At 73.0% G+C, this 15711-nt stretch carries 11 protein-coding genes; 5 read left to right on the forward strand and 6 right to left on the reverse strand.

Annotated features, from left to right (window positions below):
• Positions 1–12: 12 nt before the first annotated feature.
• Entirely contained in the window at positions 13–1263 is a 1251-nt protein-coding gene (locus SAVERM_RS25960; protein WP_010986439.1) for an LCP family protein, read from the reverse strand.
• A gap of 247 nt (positions 1264–1510) precedes the next feature.
• Positions 1511–2275: a TIGR03089 family protein gene (locus SAVERM_RS25965; RefSeq protein ID WP_010986440.1), complete on the reverse strand. Its 765-nt coding sequence runs from the start codon at positions 2273–2275 to the stop codon at positions 1511–1513.
• Positions 2276–2414: 139 nt separating this feature from the next.
• Here SAVERM_RS25965 and SAVERM_RS25970 point away from each other — a divergent pair, with 139 nt between their 5' ends.
• Together SAVERM_RS25970 and manB are read left to right on the forward strand one after the other, a co-directional pair.
• Positions 2415–3791 carry an N-acetylmuramoyl-L-alanine amidase gene (locus SAVERM_RS25970; protein ID WP_010986441.1) on the forward strand — a complete coding sequence of 459 codons (1377 nt, stop codon included), beginning with the start codon at positions 2415–2417 and terminating at the stop codon, positions 3789–3791.
• A 155-nt stretch (positions 3792–3946) separates the two neighbouring features.
• Positions 3947–5029: a mannose-1-phosphate guanylyltransferase gene (gene manB / locus SAVERM_RS25975; RefSeq protein WP_010986442.1), complete on the forward strand. Its 1083-nt coding sequence runs from the start codon at positions 3947–3949 to the stop codon at positions 5027–5029.
• A gap of 141 nt (positions 5030–5170) precedes the next feature.
• Here manB and SAVERM_RS25980 read toward each other — a convergent pair whose 3' ends face one another.
• The 4 genes from SAVERM_RS25980 to SAVERM_RS25995 form a co-directional block, all read right to left on the reverse strand.
• A complete protein-coding gene (locus SAVERM_RS25980; protein ID WP_010986443.1) occupies positions 5171–6181 on the reverse strand; it encodes a DNA-3-methyladenine glycosylase family protein in 1011 nt (336 codons plus the stop codon).
• Positions 6182–6254: 73 nt separating this feature from the next.
• Entirely contained in the window at positions 6255–7526 is a 1272-nt protein-coding gene (locus SAVERM_RS25985) for a coenzyme F420-0:L-glutamate ligase (RefSeq protein WP_010986444.1), read from the reverse strand.
• A gap of 269 nt (positions 7527–7795) precedes the next feature.
• Positions 7796–8755: a 2-phospho-L-lactate transferase gene (gene cofD / locus SAVERM_RS25990; RefSeq protein WP_010986445.1), complete on the reverse strand. Its 960-nt coding sequence runs from the start codon at positions 8753–8755 to the stop codon at positions 7796–7798.
• A gap of 34 nt (positions 8756–8789) precedes the next feature.
• Positions 8790–9317 (reverse strand): cysteine dioxygenase, encoded by a 528-nt coding sequence (locus tag SAVERM_RS25995; protein ID WP_010986446.1) that lies wholly within the window; start codon positions 9315–9317, stop codon positions 8790–8792.
• A gap of 695 nt (positions 9318–10012) precedes the next feature.
• Between SAVERM_RS25995 and SAVERM_RS26000 the strand changes: the two genes are divergently transcribed.
• The 3 genes from SAVERM_RS26000 (at position 10013) to SAVERM_RS26010 (ending at position 15680) form a co-directional block, all read left to right on the forward strand.
• Positions 10013–10276 (forward strand): WhiB family transcriptional regulator, encoded by a 264-nt coding sequence (locus SAVERM_RS26000; RefSeq protein WP_010986447.1) that lies wholly within the window; start codon positions 10013–10015, stop codon positions 10274–10276.
• 221 nt (positions 10277–10497) lie between these two features.
• Complete coding sequence (locus SAVERM_RS26005) at positions 10498–14175, forward strand: glycosyltransferase family 2 protein (RefSeq protein WP_010986448.1); 3678 nt, start codon at positions 10498–10500, stop codon at positions 14173–14175.
• Complete coding sequence (locus SAVERM_RS26010) at positions 14172–15680, forward strand: DUF5719 family protein (RefSeq protein ID WP_010986449.1); 1509 nt, start codon at positions 14172–14174, stop codon at positions 15678–15680. Before SAVERM_RS26005 ends, SAVERM_RS26010 begins: the two co-directional genes overlap by 4 nt.
• The last annotated feature ends 31 nt before the right edge of the window (positions 15681–15711 follow it).

A 15711-nucleotide genomic window follows, 5' to 3' on the forward strand; every position in this document is an offset into this window, starting at 1 on the left:
TTGATGTGCGCTTTACTCGCAGCCGTCCTCGGCGGCCGTGTTCCCGCGGAAAGTGGGTGTCGGATCCGGGGTGCCGGCGGGTGTGTCGAGCGGCTTTCCGCTCAGTGTTCCGTCACCGCCCGACTGCTCGTCGTAACCGGCGTAGTCCTTGGCGACCTCCAGCGGGGCGTCGGCCCGCAGCCGGGCGAAGAGTTTCTCCGCGTCGGGCTCCACGAGCTGGTCGCGATTGGCGTTGTTCACGTACGACGTGCGCGGCACCGTCAGGAACTGCACGCGTTCGGGGGGAATGTTCCGCATACCGCGCACGAGTTCGTACAGTCCGCGCAGACTCGCCAGATCCGGGTCCGTGGTGAGGGACGAGGTCGCCGCGTCGAGCACCGGATAGAGCTTCACCGGGTTCAGCAGGACGTCATTGCCCTGCACCTTGTTGACGAGCGCCCCGAGGAAGCGCTGCTGGCGGTCCATCCGGTCGGTGTCGCTGCCGTTGCCGATGCTCTTGCGGGCCCGCACATAGCCAAGGGCCTGCTCCCCGTCGAGCAACTGCTTGCCCGCCGGCAGTCGCAGCTTGGCGTCCTTGTCGTCGATCGGGTCCTTCAGGCACACCTCGACACCGTCGACCGCGTCGACCATCTCCTTGAAGCCGCTGAAGTCGACGACCATGTGGTGGTCGATCCGGACGTTCGTCAGCTTCTCGGCGGTACGGATCGTGCAGGCCGAACCGCCCGTCTCGAAGGCCTGGTTGAACATCGCGAAGGTCGGCGCGGTACGGGTGCCGTCCGGGCGGCGGCAGCTCGGTATGTCCACCATCAGATCGCGGGGCAGGGAGACCGCGGTCGCGCTGTGCCGGTTCGCGGGCAGATGCAGCAGGATCGTGGTGTCGGACCGCTCGGTCCCGGTGTCCCGCCCGTACTGGCTGTTGCCGTCCCCCGACCGCGAGTCGGACCCGATCAGCAGAATGTTCTGCGCGTCCCGCACCAGTGAGGTGGGCCGCTCCTTCTCGTACCGGGCGAGTTCGGCGGCGGCGGCCTCGTCCGCGGTGATGTTCGAGTTCAGCTTCTCGTACACGGCCCACCCGGCCCCGGCGGCACCGAGCACCAAGGCTGCGACACCGAAGGCCGTGTGCCGCAGCCAGCGCCGCCGGCGGCGTACGAGCCCGGCGCCGATGGGGGACGCTCCGCCCCCCGGTCCCGGCACGGCCGCCTGCTCAGGCCCGTCGCCGGAGGGCGTGCCCGCGGTGTCGGTCACGGCTGTCCACCCCCTCATGGCGTACGAGCGTGTGGTGCTCCTACGACCATGACCCGGGCCGCGGGCCGGGGGTGGGCGCTGATGGGCCGAACGGGTGAATCCCCGGCCCTGTGCGGTGCTCCTGCGAGGGACGCGGGGAACTGTGGGACCAGCCGCAACGGGCCTGTGGTTCACGGGCGGGCCCGCGGTCGCCGACGGGCCTGTGGTTCACGGGCGGGCCCGCAGTTCGCCGACGGACCCGCGGTTCGCCGACGGACCGCTTCTGTCAGCTCGCGTGGCGGCGCGTAGCCGTCACGCGCTCACTCTCGATCCGTTTCGCCAGCGCGTCCTCACCCAACTGCTCCAGATGCCGGCACAACACCACGGACCCGCCGCTGGCGAGCGGCGCGTACAGCCCCGCGCTCAACCCCTCCCAGGTGCCGTAACCCAGCCCCGACAGCAGACGTGACCCCGGCCCCGTCAGCCCCAGGCCGGCGGCCTCCGCGCGGGCCCGCTCGACCACCTCGGCGCCCGTGTGCTCCGCCCCGGCGACGATCAGCGCGGGCTCCTCCGGGTCGACCGGCGCGTACGGCTGGAAGCGGTCGCCCTGGCTCGGTACCTCGACGGCGTAGTCGGCGAAACCGTCCGGGGTCTTGGGGAACCGGCCGCCGAGCGGGCGCAGCGCCAGCGCGACGCGCTCGCCGGAGCAGGCGCGGGCCGCGTCGAGCGTGTCGGGTCCGCTGACGACGAGGTCGGCGGCGGCCGGGTCACCGCCCACGTCCGCGACGACGCCCGTCGAGGCGCACGCCAGCAGCCACACCGCCGTCTGCCAGTGCGCGGGCAGCAGCAGTGCGAGCCGGTCGCCGGGTTCGGCGGACAGCTCGCCCTGGAGCAGGTTGGCCGTCTTGGCCACCCAATTGGCGAAGGTGGCGACAGAGAGTTCGACGCGTTCGCCCGTGGCGTCGTCGTAGAAGGTCACCAAGGGGCGCGCGGGGTCCGCGGCGAGCGCGGATCGCAGCAGGTCGGCAGGGGTGCGGTCGGTGGCGTTCACGCGCGCAAGCGTACGCGGGGGCGGCGGTCGGGGCAGACGGGCGGGGCCACCGGTTCGGGCGAACGCGGCCTGCCGTGGGCCGACTGGCCGTCAATTCCCCGATGGACAGATTTGCGTGGCTTTGTCCAGGATCAAGGACATGCGTGATTACCTTGCTTCCTCGATCGGCGTCACCTGCGCGGCGGCCCTGGTCCTTCCACTCACCCTGACCGCTCCGGCCCAGGCGAGACCCTCGGCGTCGGCGACCGGCTCGGACCGGACGGGGGCCGCGGCGGACGTGGCGGGCCCCGCCGCGGACCGTGCGGGTCCCGCCGCGGACCCCGCGGGCTCCCCGGTGGCGACCGAGGCCACCGTCCCCGGCAGCACCCAGTCCCTCCCCCTCGCCCCCCTCTCCGGCACCCGGGCCGTCGGTGCGGCGGCCGAACAGGGGCTGACCCCCCGGAACGTACGGCGTTTCTCGCTGGTCGGCGTCGTCTGGAACGACCCGGCCACCGAACTGCACGGCCGGGTCCAGGTCCGTACCCGCGCCGAGGGCACGACCCACTGGTCCGGCTGGCAGGACGTCGAGACACACAGCCACGAACACGCGCCCGACCCGGACACCGCGGAGGGCTCCTCGCACCGGGCGCGCGGATCCACCGCGCCGCTGTGGGTGGGCGACTCGGACGGTGTCGAGGTCCGGGTGCGGGCGGAGGGGGACCGGGCCGCGGCCCCGGACACCCGGGCGCTCCCCGGCGGCCTCCGCCTCGAACTGGTCGACCCGGGCGCGCAGCCCGCGGCCGGCACCCCCAAGGGCTCCTCGCGCGCCGGTCTCGCGCCGCAGGCCGCCACCGAGATTCCGGCCCTGTCGAAGGAGCAGACCGAGCGGGAGCTGCTGGCCGAACAGGGGAGCGCGCCGCGCACACAGCCGTACATCGGCCCGCGCCCGCGCATCATCACGCGCCACGGCTGGGGCGCCGACGAAAGCCTGCGTGCGCGGAGCTTCGTCTACACGAGCAAGGTCAAGGCGGCCTTCGTGCACCACACGGCGTCGGGCAACAAGTACAGCTGCTCGCAAGCCCCTTCAGTCATCCGCGGTATCTACCGCTACCACGTCCTGAGCAGTGGCTGGCGCGACATCGGCTACAACTTCCTCGTCGACAAGTGCGGAAACATCTACGAAGGCCGGGCCGGCGGGGTGACAAAGGCCGTCATGGGCGCCCACACCCTCGGCTTCAATTCCAACAGCATGGGGATCGCGGTCCTCGGCACGTTCAGCTCCACCAAGCCGGCCGCCGCCGCGGTGAATGCCATCGCCAAGCTCACCGCCTGGAAGCTCGGCCTCTTCGGAGCCAATCCGCGCGGCAAGACATACCTGAAGTCCGCTGGTGGCAATCTCTACCGAAAAGGAAAGAACGTACGACTGAACGTGATCTCCGGCCATCGGGACGGGTTCGCCACGGAGTGCCCAGGAAAGCAGCTCTACGGCAAGCTCGGCTCGGCCCGCTCCACCTCGGCCCGCTACCAGGGCCGCTGAGGGCCGGCCGGTGGGCGCCCCGCAGTGGTACAGGCGGCCGTCGGAGCGGCCGTCGGACGGTCTTACCCGGCCTGCGGGACGGTCTTACCCGGTCTGCATACACTGGCCGGCCGAACGCGGTTCCGGCCGGCCCCAGCAGGAAGCAGAGACGACAGGTGACAGAAGCGATCCTCCTGGTCGGCGGCAGAGGCACCCGGCTTCGTCCGCTCACGGTGCACACCCCCAAGCCCATGGTCCCGGCGGCCGGGGTCCCGTTCCTCACGCATCAGCTGGCGCGGGCGAGGGCGGCGGGCGTGGACCACATCGTCCTGGCGACCTCCTATCTCGCCGAAGTCTTCGAGCCGTACTTCGGCGACGGCTCGGCTCTCGGTCTGCACCTGGAGTACGTCACGGAGGAGGAGCCCCTCGGGACGGGCGGCGCGATCCGCAACGTGGCGTCGCGCCTCCACTCCGGCCCCGACGAGCCGGTGCTGATCTTCAACGGCGACATCCTGACGGGCCTGGACATCCGTGCCCTGGTCCACACGCACGAGACGACGGCCGCGGATGTCTCCCTGCACCTCACCAAGGTGACGGACCCGAGGGCGTACGGCCTCGTCCCCACGGACGAGACGGGCCGGGTCACTGCCTTCCTGGAGAAGCCGCAGACCCCCGAGGAGATCGTCACCGACCAGATCAACGCGGGGGCGTACGTCTTCCGGCGCTCGGTCATCGACACGATCCCGGCGGGCCGCCCGGTCTCGGTGGAGCGCGAGACGTTCCCCGGCCTGCTGTCCGCCGGAGCACACCTCCAGGGCATGGTGGACTCGACGTACTGGCTGGACCTGGGCACCCCCGCGGCCTTCGTACGCGGTTCGGCGGACCTGGTTCTGGGCCGTGCCCCGTCCCCCGCGGTCCCGGGCCGCTGCGGCGACCGCCTGGTGCTGCCGACGGCTTCGGTCGCCTCCGACGCCAAGCTGACGGGCGGCACGGTGGTCGGCGAGGGCGCGTTCGTCGGCGAGGGTGCCCGCATCTTCGGCAGCACGCTCCTGTCCGGCGCGGTCGTCGAACCGGGCGCGGTCATCACGGACTCCCTGCTCGGCGCCCGCTCCCGGGTGGGCGAGCGCTCGATCCTGACGGGAGCGGTCATCGGCGACGGCGCGGTGATCGGCGCGGACAACGAACTCCGCGACGGTGTACGGGTGTGGTGCGACGCGAGGATTCCGGCGGGGGCGGTGCGGTTCTCCTCGGACCAGTAGGGGCGCTCAGCCCGCCCGGCGATTGTGCGCGTCCGGGGCTGAGCTCCCGGGGAGGGGACGGGCGGGGGCGGCGGGGGCGAGAGAACCCCGCGCCCCCCGACACGCGGTTGCCCACCCGATGTGGGGCAGCCGCGCCCGCCCCTACAACTTCCCGATGTCCGTACGCGGCATACCCGGCATCCGGCGCGGCGGCGTGCGGCCGGACAGCAGAATCAGCCGGGCCGCACGGTGCCGCTGCCCGGCATACGGTGCGAGCAGTTCCAGCATCGCGGCGTCGTCCGCGTCCCGGTCGCCCGCCAGCGCGTACCCCACGATCCGGGGCAGATGCAGATCCCCGACCGTCACCGAATCCGCCGCCCCGTGACTGCGCTGCACGGTCTCCGCCGACGTCCACGGCCCGATCCCCGACACCACCTCGAGCCGCGCCTGAGCCTGCGCCGGCTCCATCCCCATCGCCTGCTCCAGCCGCGCGGCGACCCGCACCGCCCGCAGAATCGTCGAAGCCCGCTTGTTGTCGACCCCCGCCCGATGCCACTCCCAGGACGGGATCAACGCCCACGTCCGCGGCTCGGGCATCACATGCATCCGCCCCTCCACGGGCCCGGGCGCCGGCTCCCCGAACTTCCGTACGAGCAGCCGCCATGCCCGGTACGCCTCGTCGGCCGTGACCTTCTGCTCCAGGACCGACGGGATCAGCGACTCCAGCACCAGTCCCGTACGCGTGAGCCGCAGCCCGGGCCGCCGGTGCCGGGTCACCGCGACCAGCCGGTGGCGCGGCTCGAAGGCGTCCGGGTCGTCGGCCGAGCCCAGCATCTCCGGCAACTGATGCAGCAGCCACTCCGCCCCCGGGCCCCACGCCTCGGCCTCGACCGCGCCGCCCCGCAGCGCGACCCGCAGGGTGCCGGGCCCGGCGGGCGTACGGCTGGCCCGCCACACGGCCCCGTCCGGTGTCGTACGAAACGTCGGATCGCCGGGCCCGCGCCGCAGCGGCCCGAGCACGATCCCGAGGTCGAGCGGCCAGGGCGGGGTCCACCCGCGCCGCAGCCCGGTGGCGGGAGCGGGCCGCGGCACCGCACCGGACGCCCCGGGCACCACGACATGCCCGCCGCGCACGGTCGTACGCGTGGGCCGAGGGGAGAAGCGTCCAGCCACGGATGAGGTCCTAGTGATGCTCGGGGTGCCTTACGAGGGTAGGCGGTCCCGGCCGCCCCTCGGCCGAATCGTCTCAGCGCACCTCGATGAACGCCCCGGCGTCGCGCGCGGGCCGGTCCCTGGGTTCCTCCGCCGCGTGCCCCACGGCCACGGCTCCCATCGGCTCCCAGCTCTCCGGCAGCCCCAGCGCCCGCCGTACGACATCCCGGCAGAACATCGTCGACGACACCCAGGCCGAGCCCAGCCGCTCCCCGGCGAGCGCGACGAGGAAGTTCTGCACCCCGGCGCCGGTGGCGACCACGAACATCTCCCGCTCGGCCGCGTCCCGCCGCGCGTCGCCGTAGCTGTGGGACCCGTCCATGACCATGCAGGGCACGACGAGATACGGCGCGTTGCGCAGCACGTCCCCGCGTCTGACCCGCTTGGCGATGGACTCCTCGGTCTTCCGGTCCCCGCGCAGATCCGCGATCCACGCGTCCCGCATGGCGTCCAGCAGCCGGGTGCGCGACTCCGCGGACTCCAGGAGCACAAAACGCCAGGGCGTCGTGTGGTGCGGCGCCGGCGCGGTGACGGCCGCGGCCACGGCACGCCGTACGGCACCGGGGTCGACGGGCTCGTCGGTGAAGGCCCGTACGGTACGCCGCTGGGTCACCGCCTCCCGCACGGCCTCCGACGTGCCGAGCCGGAACATGTCGTCACGTCCGCCGCGCACCATCGCGCGCGCTCCCGCTTCGTCGTCCCCGGCGATCACGTGCGGCAGCCCCCGCACGACGGCGACGGGCAGCCCGGCGGCCTTGCCCTTGACCAGGTCACCGGCGGCGGCCAGCTCGTCGGCGGTGGCGACGACGGTGGCGCTCAGCGGATTGCCGTACGCGTCCGTGCCGCCGCGCAGATCGTCGAGTACGCGCACACCGGCGGCGCCGATGGCGACATCCGTCAGACCGGTCCGCCAGGGCCGTCCGAAGGTGTCCGTGACGACGACGCCGACATCGACCCCGAGCGTGTCCCGCAGCCCGTCCCGGATCGCCCGCGCCGACGCGTCGGGATCCTCGGGGAGCAGCAGCACGGTCCCGGAAGGGGTGTTGGACGCGTCGACGCCGGCGGCGGCCATGACGAGACCCTGCCGGTTCTCGACGATCCGCAGCGCGCCCCGCCGCGCCACGACCCGTACGGTCTCGGCGTCGATGGCCGCCTCGCGGTCGTCCGCCCGCACGATCCGCCCCTCGGCCTTGGACACGATCTTCGAGGTGACGAGGAGAACGTCACCGTCGACGAGGCCGGGCTCGACGGCGGCGATGAGCTTGGCGAGATCGTCGCCGGGCGCGACCTCGGGAAGACCGGGCACGGCCCAGACCCGGAAGCCGGGCGCGTGGGCCGGGACGGCCGGGGCGGGATGCCCGGGCGTCGTGGAGGGTGCGTCGGCCGGGGCGGGATGCCCGGGCGCCGACGAGGGTGCGTCGGCCGGGACGCCCGCCGCCGCGGGGGCCGGTCCCTGTCCGTTCGCCGCCGCGGCGGCCGCTCCCTGGCCGCCGCGCGCACCGCGCCCGGCGGCCCCTGCGGGATCCCCGTGGCCCGCGAGCCCCGCTTCCCGGGGTTCCGGGGGAAGCCGTCCGCTCAAGGCGTCCGCACCTCCTCCGCCAGTGCCAGTGCCTCGCGTGCCATCTGCGCCGTCGCGTCCAGGTCGGTCATCATCAGCGGCACCGCCCGGCAGCGGATGCCCGCCGCCTCGACCCGCTCCACCACGGACGCGTCCACGGTGTCGACGAGCCAGCCGTCGAGGAGCCCCGAGCCGTAGTGCTCGGCGACCGCCGCGGCCGTCGACTCGACGCCGACCGCCGCCAGCACCTTGTCGGCCATGCCCCGCACGGGCGCGTCCCCGACGATGGGGGAGAGACCGACCACCGGCACCCCGGCCTCGGCGATGGCCTCCCGGATGCCGGGCACCGCGAGGATCGTGCCGACGGACACGACCGGGTTGGACGGCGGGAAGAGCACGACGTCCGCCTCGGCGATGGCCTCCAGCACCCCGGGCGCGGGCTTCGCCTGCTCGGCGCCGACCGGGACGACGGCCACGGCCGGCACGGAGGCCCGCAGCCGCACCCAGTACTCCTGGAAGTGGACCGCCTTGCGCTCCCCGTCCATGTCCACGGCCACGTGGGTCTCGATCCGGTCGTCGGACATCGGGATGAGCCGCACCCCCGGCTTCCACCGGTCGCAGAGCGCCTGGGTGACGGCGCTGAGCGGATACCCCGCCCCGAGCATCTGCGTCCGCACGATGTGCGTGGCGAAGTCCCGGTCGCCGAGACCGAACCACTCGGGGCCGACCCCGTACGCCGCGAGCTCCTCCTTGAGATGGAAGGTCTCGTCGGCCCGACCCCAGCCCTGTTCCTCGTTGATGCCGCCGCCGAGGGTGTACATCACCGTGTCCAGGTCCGGACAGACCTTCAGACCGAAGAGGTGGATGTCGTCCCCGGTGTTGCCGATGACGGTGATGTCCGCGTCGGGCGCGGCCCGCTGGAGACCACGCAGAAAACGAGCACCGCCGATGCCGCCTGCCAGAACCACAATGCGCATGGCGGCAAGTCTTGCAGGCGGGTACGACAACGTGTCACGCGGTCGTCGGGACGGACGCGCAATGAGCGATGGGGGTCTCCCCTGCCGAACTCGGCTCGGACCGGGGGAGCATCGGCATCTCGGTCAGCCCCGGGTAGTAGACGTGCAGGCTCACGGCCGGTTCGAGGGCGTCGTTGACGACCTCGTGGACGTACCCCGGCGCGAACACCCGCTGCGCCCCGGCGCCCAACGCGCGCGTCCCGCGCTCGGTCCGCTCGGTCAGTGCGCCCTCCAGGACGGTGAGTACGCCGGAGGAGCGGCCGTGGTCGTGCAGCCCGCTGCCCTGCCCGGGCACCCAGGAAAGGAGCCACACCTCGTAGCCGGGCCCGGTGCGCAGCCGGTGGTACCAGCGGGAGGTGGCGTCGTACTGGACGAGGTGCTCCCACTGGGAGCGGTCGGCGGCGATGGAGCGGGCGAGGCCGACGAACTCGGCCACGGTGGCGGGGTGCTCGCGCGGCGGCTGGAGAAGGTGCGGTACTTCGAGGATGTCGCCGGCGATCTGGAGGTCGCTGTCGCTGTTCATGGGTGCGGTGGTTCCTCGGCGTGGGGGTGCTGGGGTGTCGCGGACCAGGACCGTCCGGGTTGCGGACGGGGAGGGGTGCCCGGGTGGGGGCGGTCATTCGCCTCAGTGGCGGCGAGGCAGCCGGAGCGCGGTACGGCTCAACAGCTGGAACAGCAACAGCTACAGCGAGCGCGGGCAGCACCGTGGGACCCGGCGGTGCGGGTCGAGGTGAGTGCCAAGTTCGCGAGCATGCCCACAAGGACATCGGTTCACACTTCCGCTGTCAACTTGGTGTCCGGTATGTGAGAGGTGTTTCACCTCATCCGGTTCATCTCGCTGGCGAAAGGTTTGTTCAGGAGCCGCCGGGGACACATGGCGCACAACCGGGCGCGCAAACCTCGTGGCGGCTCCGTGATCCGAATGTGATCCGGTTCGCTTCGATGTTCGCGTCGGAACGAGATCGAACATACGGGCGTCCTTCCCTGTGGAGGGCTGGAGGTCCGACCTGGGCTCTTGTGGTCACCGATGGCTGTAGGCGTTTATCCCGATTTGAACACTTTCCGCATAGCCTTGGTTCCGCAGAGTGAATAAGGGGCTCAATAGCAGATCTCGGCTTGACTGGCGCGGATCGGCACACTTGTAATTTCACTCGTGTCGTTCAGCCGAAATCGGTAACGACAGCATCACGGGGACGCGAAGACAGACGAGGGGCGCACATGACCGAGCTGGTGCAGCAACTGCTGGTCGACGACGCGGACGAGGAACTCGGCTGGCAGGAGCGCGCACTGTGCGCCCAGACCGACCCCGAGTCCTTCTTTCCCGAGAAGGGCGGCTCCACCCGCGAGGCGAAGAAGGTCTGCCTCGCCTGCGAGGTCCGCTCCGAGTGCCTCGAATACGCGCTCGCCAACGACGAGCGGTTCGGCATCTGGGGCGGTCTCTCCGAGCGCGAGCGGCGTCGGCTGAAGAAGGCCGCGATCTGAGGAGCCGTCTCCCGGAGACCTTCACACGCGCGTTGTCCGCTCCGCTCCCCCATAGGCACACAACCCTTACGTAACGAACGGCCCGTCGCAGGTGGGTTATCCACAGGCGGCGGGCCGCCGTGTTGGCCAGCCGTTAGTGTGGGCCCTCGTCCGAGACGTCCCGCTGTCCCCGCCGGACACAGACGTCCACCGCAGTCCATCGAACCGGGGCCCGCACCTCGATGTCCGTGCACAGTCATACGGCAGCCCAATACGACGCCGCCACCGCGCCGTTCGACCCGGCCAGCCCGCCCGAGTTTCCGCGCCATGTGGTGACGGCGGTGCTCGTCTCCCACGACGGCGCCCGCTGGCTGCCCGACGCGCTGGCAGGCGTGCTCGGCCAGGAGCGTCCCGTGCAGAACGCCGTCGCGGCCGACACCGGCAGCGCGGACGCCTCCGCCCAGCTGCTCACCGACGCGCTCGGCGCCGACCGGGTGCTGCACCTGGCCCGGCGCACCGGCTTCGGTCAGGCCGTCGAGGAGGCCAACCGAGCCGCGGCCGTACTGACCCCGGACGACCTGCCGTACCTCAAGCGCCCCAGCGGCTGGGACCCCGTCACCCGCAGCTGGCGCGACGACGCGTACGACCTGCCGGACCTCCCGCACGGCGAGCCCGAACAGTGGCTCTGGCTGCTGCACGACGACTGTGCCCCCGACCCGGACGCCCTGGCCCACCTCCTGAGGATCGTGGAGAACGAGCAGGAGCTGGGCCGCGAGGTCGCCGTCGTCGGCCCCAAGCTCCGCGGCTGGTACGACCGCAGACAACTCCTCGAAGTCGGCGTCACCATCGCCAACAGCGGCCGCCGCTGGACCGGTCTGGACCGCCGCGAACAGGACCAGGGCCAGCACGACCACGTACGGCCGGTGCTGTCCGTCTCCACCGCCGGCATGCTGATCCGGCGCGACGTCTTCGAAGAGCTCGGCGGTTTCGACCGGCGGCTGCCCCTGATGCGCGACGACGTGGACCTGTGCTGGCGCGCCACGGCCGCGGGCCACCGCGTCCTCGTCGCCCCCGAAGCGGTCGTACGGCACGCCGAGGCCGCCTCCCGCGAGCGCCGCGCCGTCGACTGCGTGGGCCGTACCTCCGCGTCCCCGCACAAGGTGGACAAGGCGGGCGCGGTCTACACCCTCCTCGTCAACGCCCGTACGGCACAGCTGCCCTGGATCCTGATCCGGCTGGTGCTCGGCACCCTGCTGCGCACCGTCGCCTATCTCGTCGGCAAGGTCCCCGGACAGGCCGTCGACGAGATCCGCGGTCTGCTGGGCACCCTGCTGCGGCCCGAGCGGATCATCGCCGGGCGGCGCAGGCGCGGGCGCCCGCAGGTCGACAAGGGTGAACTGCGCCCGCTGTTCCCGCCGCCCGGAGCGACCGTCCGGGCCACCGTCGAGCAGTTCGCCGGCAACCTGACGGGCAACTCCGACCCCGAAGCCTCCTCGGCCGGCCGGCACGGCGGCGCGGTGGAGTCCGGACCGGGCGGCGACGACGCCGACTTCCTCCAGGTCGAACAGTTCGCCCGGCTCAAGCGCATCGCCCGCAAGCCCGGTCCGGTGCTCTTCGTCGTCCTCCTGCTCGTCTCGCTCGTCGCCTGCCGCGCACTGTTCGGCGGTGGCGCGCTCGCGGGCGGCGCACTGCTGCCCGCGCCCGCCGACGCCTCCGAGCTGTGGTCGCGCTATCTCGACGGCTGGCACCCGGTGGGCGTGGGCGGCACACAGTCCGCGCCGCCCTATCTCGCGCTCGTCGCCCTGCTCGCGAGCGTCCTGTTCGGCTCCACCGGGCTCGCGGTCACCGTGCTGCTCGTCTGCTCGGTGCCGCTGGCCGGCATCACCGCGTACTTCGCCTCGCGTCCGCTCGTCGAATCGCGGCTGCTGCGCGCGTGGGTGTCCGTCGTGTACGCCTTCCTGCCCGCCGCCACCGGCGCCCTCGCCGGCGGCCGCATCGGCACCGCGGTCCTCGCGATCCTGCTGCCGCTCATCGCGCGCGCGGGCATCGCCGCCGGCGGCCTCGCGCATGCCTCGGGCACGCGCGGCAGCTGGCGGGCCACCTGGGCCTACGCACTGCTGCTGACGTTCACCACAGCCTTCACACCGATCGTGTGGCCCATCGCGCTGGTGCTCGGTCTCGCGCTCCTCGTGGTGCGCCGCGGCGAAATCACCGCCTACGGGCTGCGGTTCATCGCCCAGTTCGGCACCCCGCTGCTCGTCCTCGCCCCCTGGTCGCTGACGCTGCTGCCGTTCGGCTTCTTCACGGAGGCCGGACTGAAGTTCGGCGCGGGCGCGGCCTCCGTGACCGACCTGCTCGGTGCGGGGCCCGGCGGTCCGGGCACCGTCAGCGGGCTCATGCTCATCGGCATCGTGCTCGCCGCGCTGGCCGCCCTGCTGCGCTCCGAACGCCAGCCGGGAATCTGGACGGCCTGGGCGGTCGCCCTGGTGGCGCTCGTCTTCGCGGTCCTGTCCAACCGCTCCGCCTGGGCCGGCCCCGCCACCCTCGTCTACGGGCTCGCCCTCCTGGCCGCCGCCGCGCTCGGCGCCGACGGGGCACGCGCGCGCGTGGCCGAGCAGAGCTTCGGCTGGCGGCAGCCGGTGGCCGCGCTCATCGCCTTCTCCTCGGCGGCCGGCCCGCTGCTCGTCGCCGCGGGGTGGATGATCGGCGGCGCCGACGGCCCCGTGGAGCGCCGTGACCCGGTCCAGGTGCCCGCGTTCGTCGCCGAGGAGAGCGGCACCCGCGACCAGGCTCGCACCCTCGTCCTCAACAGCACCTCACCGGCCCGCGTCGGCTACACCCTGGTCCGCGGCTCCGGCGCCCGGCTGGGCGATGCCGAACTCGCGGCGGCGGGCGGCGAGAACAAGCGGCTCGACAAGGTCGTCGCCAACCTCGTCGCGGGCTCCGGCGCCGACCAGGCCGACGAACTCGGCGGCTTCGCCGTGCGCTACGTCCTGGTCCGCAAGGGCGCGCCCCGCGAGGTCAGCCGCGTCCTGGACGCCACTCCCGGCCTGAGCCGGCTCAGCCAGGGGGACGGGAGCGCCCTGTGGCGCGTGGACCGGCAAGTCTCCCGCGCCGCCATCGTCACCGGCTCCGGCGAACCGGAGCCCGTCGCGGCCGGCCCCGTCGAACTGCACACCACCCTTCCCCCGGGCGCCGCGGGCCGCGTACTGCGGATCGCCGACACCGCCGACGAGGGCTGGACCGCGACCCTGGACGGCAAGCCGCTCACCCGCACCACGGTCGACGGCTGGGCCCAGGGCTTCGAACTCCCGGCCTCCGGCGGCAAGCTGGACGTCACCTTCGACGCGCCGCTCGGCCACACCGGCTGGCTGTGGGCGCAGGGCGCACTCGCCGTCGTCCTGGTGGTGCTCGCCCTGCCGGGCCGCCGCCGTGACGTGGACGACGACCTTCCCGAGGAAGAGGCGATCCCCGCCCAGGAGACCGCGGGCGAGGGCCGCCGCGCCCGCCGGCTGCGCGCCCAGGCCGAGGCGGAGGCCGAACAGGCCGCCGCGGACGGCTCCACCGCGCCCCCTTCTCCGGAGGAGGCCCCGGCCCACGCCGCGATCCCCCAGCAGCAGCCGTACGACGAGTGGGACGCGGCGAGCTACGGGGGCGCGGAGTACGGCACCTACGGCGGCGACCAGTACCAGGCCGCCCCCCAGTACCCGGCGGGCACGTACGAACAGCCGTACCAGGCGGACCCCTACCAGGGCGGCCAGTACGACCCGTACGCCTACGGGGGCACGTCCACGGCGTACGACCAGAACTACACCCAGGGCTACGACCCGACGGCGTACGACCCGGCGAACCCCCCGCACCCGCCGCATCCCCCGCACCACGGCACCGACAGTGAGCGCCCCGACGGGAGCCAGCAGTGAACCGCACCACCCTGTCCCTGATCGCCGGCGCGACCGCGCTCGCCGCCGTCACCGGATTCGCCGCGCTCAGCACACCGGACACGTCCGGCGACAGCACCGCGAAGGCGGCCGCCCAGCTGCCCGTGGAGCGCACCAGCCTGCTGTGCCCCGAGCCGAGCAGCTCAGACCTCGCCGAGACGTCGTACACGGCCTTCACGCCCGTCACCAAGGGCGCCGGCGGCAGCGGCAAGGCCGAACTCGCCGCGGCGAACGGACAGTCGGCGGACGGTTCGACCGCAGGCAAGAGCGGCAAGAGCGGCAAGAAGAACACCGGAGCGCCCGTCGTGCGGCCCAAGGAGCCCGGCAAGCCGGTCACCGGCACCGCGGAGGGCGCCGAGACGCCCGGCCTCATCGGCACCGCCACGGGCAGGTTCGCTCCCGGCTGGACCGTCCAGGAGACCACCCAGGTCGCCGCGGGCACCGGACGCGGTCTGCTCGGCACCAACTGCACCGCCCCGGACTCCGAGTTCTGGTTCCCCGGCGCCGGCACCGCCGACGGCCGTACCGACTACGTGCACCTGACGAACCCCGACGACTCCGCGGCGGTCGTCGACATCGAGCTGTACGGGAAGGACGGCGCCCTCAAGTCGACGCTGGGCGAGGGCATCACGGTCCAGCCGCACTCCAGCGAGCCGATCCTGCTGTCCACGCTCACCGACGAGACGGACACCGACGTCACCGTTCACGTGACCGTCCGCAGCGGCCGGGTCGCCGCCGCCGTCCAGGCCCTCGACGACAAGCTCGGCGGCGACTGGCTGGCCGCCTCCGCCGACCCGGCGGGCAGTCTCGTCCTGCCCGGCATCCCCAAGGACGCCACGGACGTGCGCCTGGTCGCCTTCACCCCCGGGGACTCCGACGCCGACCTGAAGCTGCGCCTCGCCTCGCCCACCGGGCAGATCACCCCCGCGGGCAACGAGACGCTGCATGTGAAGGCGGGCATGACGGCCGCCGTCGACCTCGGCGACGTCACGCGCGGCGAGGCCGGCTCCCTGCTGCTGACGCCCTCGGACACGTCGGTCCCCGTGGTGGCCGCCCTGCGGGTGGTGCGCGGCAAGGGGGACAAGCGGGAGACGGCGTTCATCCCGGCGACCGCCCCGGTGGGCACGCGCGCGACGGTCGCCGGCAACCGCTCCAAGGGCACCACGCTCGCGCTGACCGCCCCGGCCCGCACCACCCAGGTCAAGGTCACCGCATCGGCCGGCAGCGGGGGCGGTACGCCGGTGACGAAGACGTACACGATCAAGGCCGGCACGACCCAGAACGTGGACGCGCCCGTCCCGAGCGGCCTCAAGGGCACGTACGCGCTCACCGTCGAGCCGGTCTCCGCAGGCCCCGTCTACGCCGCCCGCACCCTCGAGGCGGCCGGTGAGGGCCTACCGGCGTTCACGATCCAGACCCTGCCGGACGACCGTGGGGCGGTGGCGGTACCGGAGGCGGAGCAGGATCTTTCGGTGCTGCAGAAGTAGCGATCCGCCGGGCTTTCGCGAGGGCCGACCG

Source organism: Streptomyces avermitilis MA-4680 = NBRC 14893 (assembly GCF_000009765.2).
GTDB lineage: Bacteria > Actinomycetota > Actinomycetes > Streptomycetales > Streptomycetaceae > Streptomyces > Streptomyces avermitilis.